The 16,047-nt window shown below is 73.4% G+C and carries 16 protein-coding genes; 10 read left to right on the forward strand and 6 right to left on the reverse strand.

Annotated elements, in window-relative coordinates:
- Window positions 1-56 precede the first annotated feature (56 nt).
- The gene (locus ACX27O_RS29495) at window positions 57-506 is read right to left on the reverse strand and encodes an SAV_6107 family HEPN domain-containing protein (protein WP_030334555.1); all 450 of its coding nucleotides are present in this window, start codon (window positions 504-506) and stop codon (window positions 57-59) included.
- A gap of 444 nt (window positions 507-950) precedes the next feature.
- On the opposite strand from ACX27O_RS29495, the gene ACX27O_RS29500 reads away from it, so the two are divergent.
- The 6 genes from ACX27O_RS29500 to ACX27O_RS29525 are packed head-to-tail and all read left to right on the forward strand — an operon-like array spanning window position 951 to window position 6,252.
- Window positions 951-1,439: a YbaK/EbsC family protein gene (locus tag ACX27O_RS29500; RefSeq protein WP_030334557.1), complete on the forward strand. Its 489-nt coding sequence runs from the start codon at window positions 951-953 to the stop codon at window positions 1,437-1,439.
- A gap of 11 nt (window positions 1,440-1,450) precedes the next feature.
- Window positions 1,451-2,206, forward strand: a complete 756-nt coding sequence (locus ACX27O_RS29505) for a monooxygenase (RefSeq protein WP_458940443.1) — start codon at window positions 1,451-1,453, stop codon at window positions 2,204-2,206.
- Window positions 2,203-2,754 (forward strand): GNAT family N-acetyltransferase, encoded by a 552-nt coding sequence (locus ACX27O_RS29510; protein WP_030334560.1) that lies wholly within the window; start codon window positions 2,203-2,205, stop codon window positions 2,752-2,754. Before ACX27O_RS29505 ends, ACX27O_RS29510 begins: the two co-directional genes overlap by 4 nt.
- Complete coding sequence (locus ACX27O_RS29515; RefSeq protein WP_458940428.1) at window positions 2,751-3,629, forward strand: carotenoid biosynthesis protein; 879 nt, start codon at window positions 2,751-2,753, stop codon at window positions 3,627-3,629. Before ACX27O_RS29510 ends, ACX27O_RS29515 begins: the two co-directional genes overlap by 4 nt.
- A complete protein-coding gene (locus ACX27O_RS29520) occupies window positions 3,626-4,753 on the forward strand; it encodes a glycosyltransferase family 2 protein (protein ID WP_030334564.1) in 1,128 nt (375 codons plus the stop codon). The genes ACX27O_RS29515 and ACX27O_RS29520 overlap by 4 nt, the downstream gene beginning before the upstream one ends.
- Before the next feature lie 11 nt (window positions 4,754-4,764).
- Window positions 4,765-6,252, forward strand: a complete 1,488-nt coding sequence (locus tag ACX27O_RS29525) for a phytoene desaturase family protein (RefSeq protein ID WP_458940429.1) — start codon at window positions 4,765-4,767, stop codon at window positions 6,250-6,252.
- 7 nt (window positions 6,253-6,259) lie between these two features.
- On the opposite strand, the gene ACX27O_RS29530 is transcribed toward ACX27O_RS29525, so the two are convergent.
- Both ACX27O_RS29530 and metF read right to left on the reverse strand, forming a co-directional pair.
- Complete coding sequence (locus ACX27O_RS29530) at window positions 6,260-6,949, reverse strand: CDP-alcohol phosphatidyltransferase family protein (protein ID WP_030334567.1); 690 nt, start codon at window positions 6,947-6,949, stop codon at window positions 6,260-6,262.
- 44 nt (window positions 6,950-6,993) lie between these two features.
- A complete protein-coding gene (gene metF / locus ACX27O_RS29535; protein WP_030334570.1) occupies window positions 6,994-7,911 on the reverse strand; it encodes a methylenetetrahydrofolate reductase [NAD(P)H] in 918 nt (305 codons plus the stop codon).
- A 306-nt stretch (window positions 7,912-8,217) separates the two neighbouring features.
- On the opposite strand from metF, the gene ACX27O_RS29540 reads away from it, so the two are divergent.
- Both ACX27O_RS29540 and ACX27O_RS29545 read left to right on the forward strand, forming a co-directional pair.
- Window positions 8,218-8,616, forward strand: a complete 399-nt coding sequence (locus tag ACX27O_RS29540; RefSeq protein ID WP_458940430.1) for a helix-turn-helix domain-containing protein — start codon at window positions 8,218-8,220, stop codon at window positions 8,614-8,616.
- Between the two features lie 9 nt (window positions 8,617-8,625).
- Window positions 8,626-9,708, forward strand: a complete 1,083-nt coding sequence (locus tag ACX27O_RS29545) for a polyprenyl synthetase family protein (RefSeq protein WP_400447687.1) — start codon at window positions 8,626-8,628, stop codon at window positions 9,706-9,708.
- A gap of 171 nt (window positions 9,709-9,879) precedes the next feature.
- Here the strand turns inward: ACX27O_RS29545 and ACX27O_RS29550 are convergent, their stop codons facing one another.
- Window positions 9,880-10,269 carry an Rv2175c family DNA-binding protein gene (locus tag ACX27O_RS29550; RefSeq protein ID WP_030337695.1) on the reverse strand — a complete coding sequence of 130 codons (390 nt, stop codon included), beginning with the start codon at window positions 10,267-10,269 and terminating at the stop codon, window positions 9,880-9,882.
- A gap of 187 nt (window positions 10,270-10,456) precedes the next feature.
- Between ACX27O_RS29550 and pknB the strand changes: the two genes are divergently transcribed.
- The gene (gene pknB / locus ACX27O_RS29555) at window positions 10,457-12,445 is read left to right on the forward strand and encodes a Stk1 family PASTA domain-containing Ser/Thr kinase (RefSeq protein ID WP_030337696.1); all 1,989 of its coding nucleotides are present in this window, start codon (window positions 10,457-10,459) and stop codon (window positions 12,443-12,445) included.
- Entirely contained in the window at window positions 12,445-13,311 is an 867-nt protein-coding gene (locus ACX27O_RS29560; protein WP_458940431.1) for a deoxyribonuclease IV, read from the forward strand. Before pknB ends, ACX27O_RS29560 begins: the two co-directional genes overlap by 1 nt.
- A gap of 153 nt (window positions 13,312-13,464) precedes the next feature.
- Here the strand turns inward: ACX27O_RS29560 and ACX27O_RS29565 are convergent, their stop codons facing one another.
- Window positions 13,465-14,505, reverse strand: coding sequence for a threonine aldolase family protein (locus ACX27O_RS29565; protein ID WP_400447682.1), 1,041 nt, complete (start codon window positions 14,503-14,505; stop codon window positions 13,465-13,467).
- A gap of 57 nt (window positions 14,506-14,562) precedes the next feature.
- Window positions 14,563-15,969: a class II 3-deoxy-7-phosphoheptulonate synthase gene (locus ACX27O_RS29570; RefSeq protein ID WP_030337699.1), complete on the reverse strand. Its 1,407-nt coding sequence runs from the start codon at window positions 15,967-15,969 to the stop codon at window positions 14,563-14,565.
- Between the last annotated feature and the right edge of the window lie 78 nt (window positions 15,970-16,047).

Raw genomic sequence — 16,047 nt, forward strand, 5'->3', positions numbered from 1 at the left:
CGCCGTGCCACCGGCCGCCCGGCTCCCCCCGCAGGGCGGCCGGTGGCACGACGGGATCAGGCGGCGAGGCCGTCCAGAGCCGGTTGGTGGGCCACGCCGAGCGCGGCTTCCACCACCGTGACGAACTGTTCGGCAGCGCGGAGCAGATCGTCGGCCTCCCGGGCGCTGACCACCCGGGGGATGCCGGCCTCGGCGGCGGCACGCTTGCTGGCCCCCGCTGCGAAGAACCGGGACCACTCGTCGAGCTCTGGAGCGACCGCGCAGAGGAGGACCCAGACGCTGGTGATCCGGTTGCGCCGACTCGGCGCGGGCCGGGCCCGGGCGGCGAGCAGGGCCGCCGCCGCGCGCAGGGCGGCCAGGTGGGCAGCCGCGTAGCGCAGGCCGTCAGGTCGGGTCTGGCCGGCCTCGACCAGCCCACGGCGGGCCAACATGAGGAGCTGGGCGGGGGTGCGATGCGGCAGCACGTGTGCCGGCACCGTCGGTGCCTGAGCCGGGTTGGTCGGCATGGGTGTCTCTCCTCCACGTGGCCGAGACGTCACTGCGGCGGCTGCTGCCACCGACGAGACGCCGAGGTCGGGGTGGTGCGGAGGAAGACGCACCGGGTGTGGCCGGCCGGGTGTGGATGCTTCCCCACACCACACCCGGCCGGCGGACCGGCGGGTGCGTCGCCCGCCGCCCGGGGGTCGTGGGCGGCGGACGACGCTCCTGCCTGTTGGGACCAGGCTCGCGACTGCCCGGAAACCCAGGTGCGGCCCGCGGAGCCGCACCGCCCGGAGGTGGCGCCGCGAAACGCCGCGCTCCGGCTGGTTGGAACGGGCGTTCGAGGCAATCGAACACTCGTTCTAACTACTGCTGACAGTACACCTCCCCTCCGACGAAAATGCAACGTGTGACGCGCTGAGCGTGCCGGCCGGATGAACCCACCCCGGCGAACCGGGAAGAATGACGACATGCAGCCACACCCGAACGTACGAGCGGTGCAGGACGCGCTCACCGCCGCCGGCACGCGCGACGGCACCGGCGAGCCCAGCCTGGTCCGTCTGCTGCCCGACGCGGTGCACACCGCCGCGGCGGCCGCCGAGGCGCTCGACGTCGAGGTCGGTCAGATCGCCAACTCCCTGATCTTCGACGCGGACGACACGCCACTGCTCGTGCTCACCTCCGGCGCGCACCGGGTCGACACCGCCGGCCTGGCGGCATCGATCGGCGTCACCCGGCTGCGCCGGGCCACCCCGGAGTTCGTCCGGACCCACACCGGACAGCCGATCGGCGGGGTCGCCCCCCTCGGGCACCCGCACCCGCTGCGCACCCTGGTGGACACGGCGCTGGCGGCGTACCCGGAGATCTGGGCCGCGGGTGGCGTACCCCAGGCGGTCTTTCCGACCACCTACACCGAACTGCTGCGGGTCACCGCCGGTACCCCGGCCGAGGTGGCGTGAGCGAGCGGAGCGTGCTGACCAACCAGTCCGGCAGCGCGGTCCCGGAGCTGGTCACGCTGCACGTGTGGCGGACCTCCCGCGGCGCGCTGCCCCGGGCGCTGACCCGGATGGCGCTGGACCCACGCCGGCTGCGCGCCCTCCCGGGCGCTCGGTTCGGCAAGCTGCTGGGCACCGGGACCGGCACCGACTTCGGGCCGAGGGACGCCGACCTGACCCGGTGGGCGGCGCTGACCGTCTGGGACTCCCCCGCCGCGGCGGCCGACTTCGACGCCTCGTCGGTCGGACGGGCCTGGGCACGCATCGCCCACGCCCAGGCCCGGATCGACCTGCGCCCACTGACCAGCCGGGGCGAGTGGTCCGGCCAGCGGCCGTTCGGTGACCCGTCGGGCGGCCGGGTCACCGGCCCGGTGCTGGCACTGACCCGGGCCCGGCTGCGGGCCCGCCGGGCCGCCACCTTCTGGCGGGCGATCCCACCGGTGGCCGCCGCCCTGCGCGACGCGCCCGGGCTGCTGGCCCGGTTCGGGGTCGGCGAGGCACCGTTGGGCTGGCAGGGCACGGTGAGCGTGTGGCGCGACCCGACGGACCTGGTGGCGTTCGCGTACCGTCACCCGGAGCATCGGGCGGCGATCATGCGAACCCCCACCGCGGGCTGGTACGCCGAGGAGCTGTTCGCCCGGTTCGAGGTGCGCGACGTGGTCGGCGACCGGTCGGTGCTCGGGTGGGCCGCCGATGGTGGCCCGGAAACGGTGAAGGGTGGACGGGCATGAGGTTGGTGCGCTGGACGCCGGACGATCTCGTCCGGCGGCTGGACGACGTGGTGGCCGTCTACGGCGAGGCGATGGGATACCGCACCGACCTGCTGGAGGCCCGGCGCGGTTACATCGCCACCCACGTTCGCCGGCCGGGTTTCCGGGCGGTCGCCAGCCTGACCAGCGAGGGGCACCTCGCCGGCTTCGGCTACGGCTATCTGGGCGCCTCCGGTCAGTGGTGGCACGACCAGGTGCACCGCGCGCTGGACGCCCCGACCCGTACGCGCTGGCTCACCCACTGCTTCGAGGTGGTCGAGCTGCACGTCCGGCCACCGGCGCAGGGGCACGGCCTGGGCACCGGTCAGCTGCGCGCCCTGCTCGGCATGGCGGAGGGCGACACCACGCTGCTGTCCACCCCGGAGGCTGACGAGCAGACCTCGCGGGCCTGGCGGCTGTACCGACGGTTCGGCTTCGTCGACGTGCTGCGCGACTTCCACTTCCCCGGCGACGAGCGGCCGTTCGGTGTGCTCGGTCGGGATCTGCCGCTCGACCCGCCGGCGTCATGACCCGACGGATCTCCTGGACACTGCTCGCCGTCCTGGTGCTCGCCCAGATCTGCTACCCGCTCACCACCGGCGACACCCGGGCCGGGCTCACCGTGGCCACCGTCGTCCTCGGCTGGCTGCTCTCGGTCGGCCACGCGCTGCTCAGCCGGGGCCCACGGGTGGCGGCGGCGCTGGTCGCGGTGGCCACCGGCGGCGGGTTCGCGATCGAGGCGATCGGGGTGGCCACCGGCGTGCCGTTCGGCAGCTACGACTACTCCGGGGAGCTGGGCCCCAAGCTGGCCGGGGTGCCACTGATCATTCCGCTGGCCTGGACCTGGATGGCCTGGCCGGCGTGGCTGGCAGCGGTCCGACTGACCGGCGGCAACGCCGCAACGGCCGACGGCGGCGCACTGACCGCCGGCGGCAGCGGGTCGACGGTGGGGCGGTGGGTGGGGCGGATCGCGCTGGCCACTGTGGGGCTGGCCGCCTGGGACCTCTTCCTGGACCCGCAGATGGTGGCCGAGGGCTACTGGGTCTGGCGCGACGCCACCCCGACGTTGCCCGGCCTGGCCGGCATCCCGGTCAGCAACTACCTGGGCTGGCTGCTCTTCGCGGTGCTGATGATGAGCGCGCTGCGCCCGCTGGCCGGGCCGACCGCCGCGCACACCGATCGGCGGGACCACCCGATGGTCGCGCTGTACCTGTGGACGTACTTCTCCAGCATCCTGGCCCACGCGGTCTTCCTCGACCTGCCCGCCTCGGCGCTGTGGGGCGCTGCCGGCATGGCGGTGACCGCCGTGCCGCTGGCGGTGACCCTGCTGCGCGACCGCCGGAGCCGCGCAGCGGACCGGGAGGACCACGAGCCGCGCCGCGCCGGCGTCGACGCCACCCGATGACCGTCCTGCTCGCCCTGCTGATCGCCGTCGCCGCGTTGACCGGACACACCTGGCTCAACGCCGCCCGCTGGCTGCGCCGGCCCACCGACCGGCCGGACGCCGTCGACGAGCCGGTGGCCGTGCTGCTGCCGCTGCGCGACGAGGCCACCCGGGTCACACCCTGCCTGCGCGCCCTGCTCGCCCAACGCGGCGTACCCGGGCTGCGCATCGTGGTCCTCGACGACGGGTCCACCGATGGCACCGCCGACGTGGTCCGCGCGGTGGTCGGCGACGACCCCCGGGTCACGCTGCTCAGCGGCGTCGCCCCGCCGCCGGGCTGGCTGGGCAAGCCGCACGCCTGCTGGCAGCTGGCCACCCGGGCCGACCCGGACGCCACCGCGCTGGTCTTCGTCGACGCCGACGTGGTGCTCGCCCCGCACGCCGTGGCCGCGGCCGTCACCGAGTTGCGCGCCGCCCGGGTGACGTTGCTGTCGCCGTACCCCCGGATCGTGGTGGCGACGGCGGCCGACCGGTTGGTGCAGCCGCTGTTGCAGTGGCTCTGGCTCACCTTCCTGCCGCTGCGCGCGATGGAACGCTCACCGCGGCCGTCACTGGCCGCGGCGGGCGGGCAGTTCCTGGTGGTGGACCGGGCCGGCTACACCGCCGCCGGCGGGCACGCCGCGGTCGCCGACCGGATCCTGGAGGACGTCGAGCTGGCCCGGGCGGTCAAGCGGGCCGGCGGGCGGATCGCCCTGGCCGACGGCTCCCGGCTGGCCACCTGCCGGATGTACGACGACTGGCCGCAACTGCGCGACGGGTACTCGAAGTCGCTCTGGGCGTCGTTCGGGCACCCGGGCGCGGCGGCGGCCGTGGTGGCGGCGCTGCTGCTGCTCTACACCGCTCCGCCACTGGTGGCGCTGGCTGGCGTGGTGGCCGGCGCGCCCGGGGTGGCCGCCGTGGGCCTGGCCGGCTACCTGCTGGGGGTGGCCGGGCGGGTGCTCACCGCCCGCGCGACAGGTGGCCGATGGTGGCCCGACGCGCTCGCACACCCCGTGTCGGTCGTGGTCCTCGGTTGGCTGACGGTGCGGTCGTACCATCTGCGAAAGCGACGCCGCCTGACCTGGCGGGGTCGCCCGGTCAGCTAGGAGGACGCGGTATGGCGCGGATCGTGGTCGTCGGCGCCGGGGTGGGTGGCCTCGCCACCGCCGCCCGGCTGGCCGCCACCGGGCACCAGGTGACCGTCTTCGAGCGGGCCGACACGGTCGGCGGCAAGCTCGGCCGGTACGCGCACGACACACCGGCCGGGTCGTTCCACTTCGACACCGGGCCGAGCCTGCTCACCCTGCCCGAGGTCTTCCACGACCTGTTCGAGGCGACCGGGGCGAAGCTCGACGAGTACCTGGACCTGGTCGGCCTGGACCCGATCGTCCGGCACGTCTTCCCCGGCGGCGGCCCGGCACTGGACTCGTGCGCCGACCCGGTGGAGTTCGCCAGCCGGATCGGCGCCGCCTTCGGCGACCGGGCGGCGGCCGACTGGCAGCGGTTGTGGCGTCGGGCCGCTCGGGTGTGGAACGCCTCCTCGCGGGACATCCTGCGCCGTACCGTCGACTCCCCCCGCGACCTCGCGTCGCTGGCCTGGCGCGTCGGCGACCTGGCCGCCATCGCCCCGGGTCGCACCCTGCGCGGCCTGGGCCGCCGGCACCTGTCCGACCCGCGGCTGCGGATGATGCTGGACCGGTACGCCACCTACACCGGCGCCGACCCACGTCGGGCACCCGCGGCGCTGGTCGCGGTCCCCTACGCCGAGTTGGCCTTCGGTGGCTGGTACCTGCGCGGCGGGCTGGGCACGCTCGCCGACGCGCTGCTGACCCGTTGCCTGGACCTCGGCGTGGTCGTGCAGACCGACGCCACTGTCACCCGGATCGACGCCACCGGCGGCCGGGTGCACGGGGTACGCCTCGCCGGAGTCGCCGCCCCGGTGCCCGCCGACGTGGTGGTGGCCAACGTGGACGCGATCACCGTCTACCGTGACCTGCTGCCGCACCCGGGTCGGCTGGCCGCGCTGACCGACCGCAGCCTCGCCGGTTTCGTGCTGCTGCTCGGCGTCTCCGGCAGCACCGGGCTGGCCCACCACAACGTCTTCTTCCCCGACGACTACGACGCCGAGTTCGACGCGGTCTTCGGTGACCCCGGGCGCGGGGTGCGGGCCCGGCCGGCGGCCGACCCGACGGTGTTCGTCACGGTGGCCGACGACCCGATGGTCCGCCCAGCCGGACACGAGGCGTGGTTCGTGCTGGTCAACGCCGCTCGGCAGGGCACCGCGGCGGGAGCTGTCGACTGGCGACGTCCGGGGCTGGCCGACGCGTACGCCGACCGGATCCTGGACGTGCTGGCGCGGCGCGGTGTGGACGTCCGCGACCGGTTGCTGTTCCGTGAGGTCCGTACCCCCGCCGACCTGGACGTGGCGACCGGCGCGCCCGGTGGCTCGATCTACGGCACCGCCGGTGGGCTGCTCCGCCCGGCCAACCGGGGCCCGGCGAACGGGCTGTGGCTGGTGGGTGGCTCCACCCACCCGGGCGGCGGGTTGCCGATGGTGACCCTCTCCGCGCAGATCGTCGCCGACGAGATCGGCCCCGCCTGGTAGACCGTGCTCAATCGGCGTCGAGCAGGGCGCGCCGGATGCTGGAGAGCAGTTGCCCCAGGCCGAACCCGGCCAGCAGCACCCAGACCGCTGTCGCCATGGTGATGGTGCCGGCGGCCAGGTCCGGCTCGATCAGCCCGGCCAACCCGGCGACCAGCAAGCCGGCCAGCGCCACCGAGACCCGGGTGGGGCGTTCGCCCACTGTCACCGCACCGATCTCCCGCATACCGGCGGCGACCGCCCGCGCCCGGACGTACTCGTGCAGCCAGGACAGCGCGCCGCCCGCGACGACCAGCCCACCTGGTGCGCCCACCAGCCAGAACGCCAGCAGCCACGCCACCTCACCGAGCCGGTCGGCGACCGAGTCGTAGACGTAGCCCAGCCGGGTGGTGCGGCCGGTGGCGACCGCCACCGCACCGTCCACGCTGTCCGCCACGGCGGCGAGCAGCACGAACAGCGCACCGAGGAACGGCCCGTCCCCCGGCCGGCTCACCAGCAACGGTACGCAGAAGCAGAGCAGGACTCCGGCCACGGTGACCGCGGTGGGGCTGACCCGCAGTCGGCCCAGCACATATCCGACGTGGTACGCGAATCGCAGCCAGGCACGCACCACCGGCGCCGCGACCCGAGGGTCGAACCCGCCGTGCAGCCGCGCCCACGCCGTGGCGTACTGATCCCAGTTCAGCTGTGTGCCCACCACGGATCAACCGTCGCGCCGGGCAACAGGTGTCGCAGGCGCAGTGTTCACACGCGCGCGCCGGCTTTCAGGTTCTGCCAGACCTCACGGGTCGCCGTGGACCGGTTGAGGGTGATGAAGTGGATTCCCGGCACGCCCTCGTCCAGCAGTCGGCGGCACATCTCGCTGGCCTGCTCGATGCCGAGCCGGCGGACGGCGTCCGGGTCGTCGGCGACGCGCTCGAAGCGGGCCGCCAACGCCGGCGGGAACGGCGCACCGGACAGCTGCACGGACCGTTCGATGGTGCCGATCTGGGTCACCGGCATCACCCCGGCCAGGATCGGGGTGTCACAGCCGGCGGCGGCCACCCGGTCGCGTAACCGCAGGTAGTCGTCGGCGTCGAAGAACATCTGGGTGATCGCGAACTCCGCGCCGGCTCGACACTTACGGACGAACTGGGCGGTGTCGCTGGCCACGTCGGGCGAGCGCGGGTGCTTGTACGGGAAGGCCGCCACGCCGACGCTGAAGTCACCGGCGTCACGCACCAACCGGACCAGGTCCTCGGCGTAGTCCACCCCCTCGGGGTGGCGGATCCACTCGCCGCTCGGGTTGCCCGGAGGGTCACCCCGAACGGCCAGCACGTTGCGCACCCCCACCCCGGCGAGCCGGCCGACCACGTGCCGCAGCTCGGCGACCGAGTGGTTGACCGCGGTCAGGTGGGCCATCGGCAGCAGGGTGGTCTCGGTGGCGATCCGCTCGGTCACCGCCACGGTGGTGTCCCGGGTCGAGCCGCCCGCGCCGTACGTGATCGACACGAACGACGGGCGCAGCGACTCCAGCTCGCGGATGGCCTGCCAGAGCAGCAGCTCCCCCGCCTCGGTCTTGGGCGGGAAGAACTCGAACGAGAAGGTCGGCTGGTGCTCACGAATGAGCTCCCCGATCGCCGGCTGCGGATTGGGGAGTGTCGAGGGAAGACCGAGCGCCACGCTCCGACTCTAGCGGTCGGCGCCAACAGGACCCAGGCCCTTCCCATCCAGCGGCCGACGCCGCCCGGTCCGCCGACCCGGTGGCCGGTGTCGGTCGGGCGCTCACCTGGTTGGCGAGGTCGCCTGATCCGCGCCGAGCCGGCGGGCGGAAAGGCGTCGTACCTCCGGGGTAGAAATTGGCGGTGCGGGAGGGGCGGCGGGGTGGCCCGGGGGTCCCGTGCGGGGGTCAGCAACCGAGCGATGACGCCGGTCCCGTCCGGTCGGGCGGGTCGGGCGCCACCGCACCGACTCCCGCCAGGAGGACCCATGATCCCGCCCGCCTCGCCGCGCTGCACGCAGCTCGGGCCGTTGCTGGCTCGGTGCCGACTCGACCGGGGCTGGAGCCAGCAGCGAGCCGCCGCCGAGTTGTGCGCCGCCGCCGGGGTGCCGACGCTGAGTCGGCACGAGATCTCCCGGTGGGAGCGCCAGCGTCGCGTGCCGGGCGGGTTCTGGCTCGGCTGGCTCGCCGTCGTCCTGGACGTGCCGCTGGTGACGCTCGCCGAGGCCGCCGCTGCCACCCGCCGGGCCGGCTCGACGCGGGCCACCGGGCCGGGACGCGCCACCGGGCCGGGACGCGCCACGCCGCGCGGCGTACGACCGGCTGGGCCAACGGGTCCCGGCCGCACCACGCGTGGCGGTGGAGCACGAACGATGACGACCGGCTAGCGTCGGGGCGTGACCCACGCTGCTCCTGTCTCCCCCGTCGACCGCAACGGCCTGCGGGAGCGGGTCGACAAGGCTCTCACCGAGTTCCTGGCCGGCCAACGTGTCCGGCTCGCCGCCGTGGACGACGCGCTGATTCCGGTGGCCGAGGCGATCGAGGCGTTCGTGCTCGGTGGCGGCAAGCGGCTGCGTCCGGCATTCGCGTACTGGGGGTTCCGGGGTGCTGGCGGGGTGGACAGCGACCAGGTGATCACCGCCCTGGCCGCGCTGGAGTTCGTCCAGGCCAGCGCCCTGATTCACGACGACCTGATGGACCGTTCCGACACCCGTCGCGGCGAGCCCGCGGTCCACCGGAGGTTCGCCACCCGGCACCGGGAGGCCGGCTGGGGCGGCGACCCGGACGGTTTCGGTGACGCCGCGGCCATCCTGCTCGGTGACCTCTGCCTGGTCTGGTCCGATGAGCTGCTGCACTCCGCGGGCCTGGACCTGTGGGCGTTGGCCCGGGCCCGGCCGGTCTTCGACGAGATGCGCACCGAGGTCACCGTCGGGCAGTATCTCGACGTGCTGACGCAGGTCACCGGGGACACCTCGGTGCAACGGGCCAGCAAGGTCGCCCGGTTCAAGTCCGCGAAGTACACCGTCGAACGTCCGATGCTGCTCGGGGCCGCACTGGCCGACGCGCCCGAGGACGTGCGGGCGGCCTACTCGGCGTACGGGCTGCCGTTGGGTGAGGCGTTTCAGCTCCGCGACGACGTGCTGGGGGTTTTCGGTGACCCGGCGCTGACCGGCAAGCCGGCCGGCGACGATCTGCGCGAGGGCAAGCGCACCTATCTGGTGGCGGCGGCGGTGGAGGCCACCGACGACGCGGGCCGCGAGTTGCTGCTCGGCCGGCTCGGCGACCAGGAGCTGGACGAGCAGGGGGTGACCCTGCTCCGCGAGGTGATCTCGGGGAGCGGGGCGCTGGCCCGCACCGAACAGCGGATCACCACACTCACCGACGCCGCCCTGACCGCGCTGACCGCCGTCGACCTCGACACCGAGGCCCGTCAGGCCCTGGTCGACCTGGCCATAGCCGCAACCCGCCGCACCGACTAACCCCCTGCCCCACCCCCACCTGCCCCTGCCCCCCACCCCCAGGGTTGATCATGAGGTTAGCGACCTCCGCCTCGGCGTGTCGCGCCGCTAACCTCATGATCAACTCGGGGGAAGCGGGGTGGGGGCCGGGCGGGGCCGGGTGGGGCAGGGTGGGGCGGGGGCAGGGTGGGGTTAGAAGCCTTGGGCTTGGGCTCGGCGTTTTACCTCGCGGGCCTGATCGCCGGAGAGGGCGGCGGCCGGGGTGGAGCCGGGCAGGGTGTCGTCCGGCTCGTAGAGCCAGCGCAGGGCGGCCTCGTCGTCGTAGCCGTTGTCGGCGAGCAGGTTGAGCACACCGGGCAGGTGCTTGAGCACGGTCTGGTTGGCAACCAGGTCCGCCGGGATGCGGCGGACGCCGTCGCGGCGGACCGCCAACAGCTCCCGGTCACGGATCATCTGGTGCACCTTGCTGATCGACACGTCGAGGCGTTCCGCGACGTCGGGCAGGGTCAACCAGCCGGCCGGGTCGGTGGGTCCGGCGAGCTCCAGGCCGGGCGCGGCCTGATCGGGTACGGGTTCGGTCACCCGACCACCCTGCCACGCCGCCGCCGCGACGAGCCACCGGCACCCCGGCGACCCGTCGGCACACGCTCTCGTGAACGCCCCTGACCAGCGAACAAGGGGCACACCGCGCGGCCGGACGGCCCGGGCCGGCGTACGGCTGTAGCATCCTGTTCATCCTTAGCCCCCTGGACACATAGACTCCCTGCCGATGGACACTCAGGTCGCCGACACGTTGCTGGGCTCGCTGATCGACGGGCGCTACCGCATTCGCGGTCGCGTGGCCCGTGGTGGCATGGCGACCGTGTACACCGCCACGGACGAGCGCCTTGAGCGCACCGTCGCTGTCAAGATCATTCACCCGACCCAGGCGAGCGAGGCGCGCGCCAGGATCGCCAACTTCGTGGCCCGGTTCACCGACGAGGCGAAGACGATCGCCCGGCTGACCCACCCGAACGTGGTGGCGGTCTACGACCAGGGCACCCACGCCGGTCTGCCGTACCTGGTGATGGAGTACGTCCGTGGCCGCACGCTGCGCGACGTGCTGGCCGAGCGCCGCCGACTCAACCCGGACGAGGCGCTGGCCATCACCGAGCAGATGCTCGCCGCGATCGCCGCCGCGCACCGGGCGGGTCTCGTACACCGCGACGTCAAACCGGAGAACGTGCTGGTCGCCGAGGCGCCCACCGGTGGCGTCGCCAACCTGGTCGACAGCGTCGTGAAGGTGGCCGACTTCGGGTTGGCCCGGGCGGTCGAGGCGAGCGCCGACGAGGAGCAGGGCAACCAACTGATGGCCACCGTGGCGTACGTCGCCCCGGAGCTGGTCACCGAGGGCCGCGCCGATCCGCGCACCGACGTCTACTCGGCCGGCATCGTGCTGTTCGAGATGCTCACCGGCCGGGTGCCGTACGACGGGGACCGCCCGGTGGACGTCGCCTGGCAGCACGTCGACCGGGACGTGCCGGCGCCCTCGACGCTGGTGCCGGGCCTGCCGTCGGTCCTCGACGACCTGGTGCAGCGGGCCACCCGGCGTGACCCCGGCGCCCGGCCCGCGGACGCCGGCGCTCTGCTGGCCGAGGTGCAGGTTGCCCGGGATCGGCTGGGCGACGCCAACAGCCACACCGCCGTGCTCCGCCCGGTCAGCGACGAACCGTTGCTCTCCCAGCCGACCATGATGGTCGCGACGGTCCAGCCGCCCAACCGCCCGTCCTGGGCACGGCTGCCCGAGGGGGCCAGCAGCCAGGGGCCGGGTCGGCGTCGGGCCGCCCCGGAGCCCGCCGAGGGCCTGGGCGCCCGGCTCGCCGCGCTGCGCACCACGGTGCTGAACCACCCGCGTGGCCGACTGGCCGTCGCGGCCGTGGTGGTGACGCTGGGGCTGGTGGCCGCGATCGGTGGTTGGTGGTTCGGCGTCGGTCGCTACACGGACGCTCCGCAGCTGGTGAGCCTGAGCAAGGCCGAGGCGCAGGCACAGGCCGACCGCGCCGGGCTCGTCCTCGAGTACGCCGAGCCGCGCTTCGACGAGAAGGCCCCGAAGGACAGCGTGCTGGGGCAGGATCCGGCGTCCGCAACCAAGATCGTCAAGGGTGGCACGATCACCCTGACCCTCTCGCTGGGCCCGGAGCGTTTCCCCGTACCGGACGTGATCGGCAAGGAGTTCGAGCTCGCCGAGGCGGACCTGCTCAACGCGAAGCTGGTGGTGGCCAAGGGCACCCCCCGCTACGACGACAGCCTGCCGGCCGGCGTCGTGGTGGAGAGTTCCCCCAAGGTGGGCGCCGAGGTCAAGCCAGGGACGAAGGTCACCCTCATTCTGAGCCGGGGCAGGGCGCCGGTGACGGTGCCGAACCTGGTCGGCAAGAGCCTGACCGAGGCCCGGACGACCCTGGCCCAGCTCAACCTGGTGCTGGTGGAGAACTACAAGGACTCCGACAAACCGAGGGACGAGATCCTCGGGCAGAGCCCGGCCGATGGCGCCGGCGTGGAGAAGGGCACCCAGGTCAAGTTGGACGTCAGCAAGGGGCCGCCGCTGATCGCCATGCCGCGGGTGGTGGACCTGCCCTGCCAGCAGGCCAAGCAGGCGCTGGAGGGCCAGGGCTTCCCGGTGACGGTGGCGATCAACCCGAACGCCGTGGTCCGGATCCAGATCCCGGGCGAGAACCAGCAGGTGGCTCCGGGCACCCCGGTCACCCTGACGTGCTTCTGATGCCGACGATCTTGCGGCCGGTGGGCACGCACACTCCGACCTCGGGTGGGCTGGCGAAGGCCGCCCTGCCGTACGCCGACGTGACGGGTGCGCAGGTGGTGCAGGTCTACGTCTCCAATTCGCGAGGCTGGGCACTGCCCAACGGCGACCCCGGGCAGGACGCCCTGTTCCGCGACGGTTGCGCCGAGCGGGGCATTCCCGCGTTCATCCACGCCGCGCTGCTGGTCAATCTCGGCTCGCCCACCCCGGCCACCGTGGAGAAGTCGGCCCAGACGCTGGCGCACGCGCTGCGTCGGGGGGTGGCGATCGGCGCGCGCGGGGTGGTGTTCCACGCGGGCAGTTCGGTGGACGAGGGGCACGCCGAGGCGGCGATGCGACAGGTTCGCGAGGTGTTGCTGCCGTTGCTCGACTGGACCGCCGACGCTGGCGGGCCGATGTTGCTGGTCGAGCCGAGCGCGGGTGGAGGCCGGTCACTCGCCTCCCGGGTGGAGCAGCTCGGGCCCTACCTGGACGCGGTGGACCGGCACCCCATGCTCGGGGTCTGCTTCGACACCTGCCACGCCTGGGCGGCCGGTCACGACCTGGCGGCCGAGGGCGGCATGACGGCGACCCTGGACACCATGGTGGCCACTGTCGGTGCGGACCGGCTGCGGCTGGTCCACGCCAACGACTCGAAGGATCTGTGCGGTTCCACCCGGGATCGGCACGAGAACATCGGCAAGGGCACCATCGGTGAGCCGGCCTTCGCCGAGCTGATGGCCCACCCGGCCACCGCCGGCGTCCCGACCGTCGTGGAAACCCCCAGCGAGAAGCACGTGGGCCACGCCGCCGACATCACCACCCTCACCCGCCTGACCCCCCAGTAACCCCCACCTGACCCACCGGGAACCCCACCTGCTCCCACCGGGAACCCCACCTGGTTGATCAAGAGGTTTGCGTCATCCGGGGGCCGGAATCTGACGCAAACCTCTTGATCACCGAGGTGAGCGGGGGGTGGGGTGGGGGTTGGTTGGGTGGGGTTAGGCGTTGGCCAGGATGCGGGGTAGGGCCGCGAGGGCGCGGTCGATGTCCGCGTCGCTGACGCCCAGGTGGGTGACCAGGCGGGCGGTACGGGGGCCGAGCACCGAGATGAGGACACCCTCGGCCCGTGCCGCGGCTGCCAGGGCCCGCGCGTCCAGAGTGTGCTTGGTGAGGTCCAGCGCGACCAGGTTGGTACGGACCGTCGTGGCCAGCACACCGAACGGCGCGACCGCCTCGGCGAGCCGGGCCGCCTTCGCGTGGTCGTCGGCCAGCCGGTCGATGTGCTGCGCGAGCGCGTACCGACCGGCGGCGGCGACGACGCCGGCCTGGCGCATGCCACCGCCCATCCGCTTACGGATCGTCCGAGCACGCTCGATCTTCTCGGCGCTGCCCACCACCAGCGAGCCGACCGGCGCGCCGAGGCCCTTGGAGAGGCACACCGACAACGTGTCGAAGAGCCGGCCGTACTCGATCAGCGGCACCCCGTCGGCGACGTGCGCGTGCCAGATCCGGGCGCCGTCGCAGTGCAGCGCGACCCCCGCCTCGTCGGCGACCCCGCGCAGATCCCGCAGAGTCGCCAGCGGAATCACCCCACCGCCGCCCCGGTTGTGGGTCTGCTCGACGGCGATCGCCCGGGTGGGAACGGCGAAGTAGCCGTCCGGCCGGATCATCCCGGCCACCACCTCCGGGTCGATGTCCGCGCCCACCGCGGGCCAGGTCCGCGAGGAGATTCCGCCGTACGCGGCCGCGGCACCAATCTCGTACGTGACCACGTGCGCGTCGGCGTCGCAGAGCAACTCGTCGCCGGGCGACACCAACAGTTGCAGGGCGATCTGGTTCGCCATCGACCCGCTCGGGGCGAACAGCGCCGCCTCGTGCCCGAACAACGCGGCGACCTCGGCCTCCAGCGCGTTGACGCTCGGGTCCTCGCCGTACACGTCGTCACCGACCTCGGCGGCGGCCATCGCCTCCCGCATCCCGGCGGTGGGTCGGGTCACCGTGTCGGACCGCAGGTCCACGAACAGATCAGCCACTGTCATCCCTTCGGTTCGCCGACTGCGGGGCTCGCAGGCTCAGCCATGCGGGGGCTCGCGAGATCAGCCACGCAGCATCTCCGCCACGAGGAACGCCAACTCCAACGACTGCTGGGTGTTCAGTCGCGGGTCGCAGGCGGTTTCGTACCGGTCGGGCAGGTCGAGGTCCTCGATGCCCTGGGCGCCACCGAGGCACTCGGTGACGTCCTCGCCGGTCAACTCGACGTGCAGGCCACCGGGGTGGGTCTCCAGCCCTCGGTGCACCTCGAAGTAGCCGAGCACCTCGTCGACGATGCGGTCGAAGTGCCGGGTCTTGTAGCCGTTCGACGACTCGTGCGTGTTGCCGTGCATCGGGTCGCACTGCCAGACCACCTTGGCCCCGGCGGCGGTGACCTTGGCGACGATCGGCGGCAGCGCGTCGCGTACCCGGTGGTTGCCCATCCGGCTGATCAGGGTGAGCCGGCCCGGGATGTTGTCCGGGTTGAGCTTCTCGCACAGCTCGATCGCCTCATCCGGGGACGTGGTCGGGCCGAGCTTGACCCCGATCGGGTTGGCGATCCGGGAGATGAAGTCGATGTGCGCCCCGTTGATCTGCCGGGTGCGCTCGCCGATCCAGAGGAAGTGCCCGGAGAGCCCGTAGGCGCGCCGGTCGGAGACCCGGGTGAGCGCGCGGTCGTACTCCAGGGCGAGGGCCTCGTGGGAGCAGTAGAGCGTGACGGTACGCAGCGCCTCGTCGTCGGTCATGCCGCAGGCCCGGATGAAGGCCAGCGCCCGGTCGATCTCCCGGGCGATCGCCTCGTAACGCTCCCCCGCCGGGGAGTTCTTCACGAAGCCCTTGTTCCAGTCGTGCACGGCGTGCAGGTCGGCGAGCCCGCCGGCGAGGTACGCCCGGAGCATGTTCATCGCCGCGGCCGAGTTGGCGTACGCCCGGATCATGCGCTGCGGGTCGGCGACCCGGGCGGCCGGATCGGCCTCCAGCGAGTTGATCATGTCGCCGCGGTACGCGGGCAACCCACGGGCGTCGGTCGGCAGTGAGCGGGGCTTCGTGTACTGCCCGGCGACCCGGGCGACCTTGACCACCGGCAGTGACGCGCCGTAGGTGAGCACGATCGCCATCTGGAGCAGGGTGCGGGCGTTGGCCAGCAGGTGGCTCTCGGTGTTGTCGACGAACGTCTCGGCGCAGTCACCGCCCTGCAACAGGAACGCCTTGCCCTCGCAGACCAGGGCCAGCTTCTGCCGGAGCTGGTCCACCTCGTAGGGCGCGACGACCGACGGCACGGTGTCGAGGACCTTGCAGACGGCGGCGACGGCGGTCGGGTCGGACCACGGCGGAACCTGCTCGCGGGGCAGCTCCCGCCATCGGTCCAGGCCGAGCGCGGCGTCCTCGGCGGAGTCGACTGTCGGACGGCTGGTCTGCAGGCCCGGGCTGCCCACCGCGGGATGGCTCAGCTGATGCCACTCATGGCGCATGACAGAAAGCGTACGGCGACCGTCGCGGTGCCCGGGCGGCGAGGGGGACGGTTCCGGCAGATGGGAGATCAATTCGCC

Source organism: Micromonospora sp. SD19 (assembly GCF_054462275.1).

Excerpts from the sequence above, each read along its gene's own strand:
- pknB (WP_030337696.1), top strand. The coding sequence starts at position 10,457 with ATGGACACTCAGGTCGCCGACACGTTGCTGGGCTCGCTGATCGACGGG.
- ACX27O_RS29515 (WP_458940428.1), top strand. The coding sequence starts at position 2,751 with ATGACCCGACGGATCTCCTGGACACTGCTCGCCGTCCTGGTGCTCGCC.
- ACX27O_RS29520 (WP_030334564.1), top strand. The coding sequence starts at position 3,626 with ATGACCGTCCTGCTCGCCCTGCTGATCGCCGTCGCCGCGTTGACCGGA.
- ACX27O_RS29565 (WP_400447682.1), bottom strand. The coding sequence starts at position 14,505 with ATGACAGTGGCTGATCTGTTCGTGGACCTGCGGTCCGACACGGTGACC.
- ACX27O_RS29495 (WP_030334555.1), bottom strand. The coding sequence starts at position 506 with ATGCCGACCAACCCGGCTCAGGCACCGACGGTGCCGGCACACGTGCTG.
- ACX27O_RS29510 (WP_030334560.1), top strand. The coding sequence starts at position 2,203 with ATGAGGTTGGTGCGCTGGACGCCGGACGATCTCGTCCGGCGGCTGGAC.
- ACX27O_RS29500 (WP_030334557.1), top strand. The coding sequence starts at position 951 with ATGCAGCCACACCCGAACGTACGAGCGGTGCAGGACGCGCTCACCGCC.
- ACX27O_RS29570 (WP_030337699.1), bottom strand. The coding sequence starts at position 15,969 with ATGCGCCATGAGTGGCATCAGCTGAGCCATCCCGCGGTGGGCAGCCCG.
- ACX27O_RS29560 (WP_458940431.1), top strand. The coding sequence starts at position 12,445 with ATGCCGACGATCTTGCGGCCGGTGGGCACGCACACTCCGACCTCGGGT.
- ACX27O_RS29540 (WP_458940430.1), top strand. The coding sequence starts at position 8,218 with ATGATCCCGCCCGCCTCGCCGCGCTGCACGCAGCTCGGGCCGTTGCTG.
- ACX27O_RS29525 (WP_458940429.1), top strand. The coding sequence starts at position 4,765 with ATGGCGCGGATCGTGGTCGTCGGCGCCGGGGTGGGTGGCCTCGCCACC.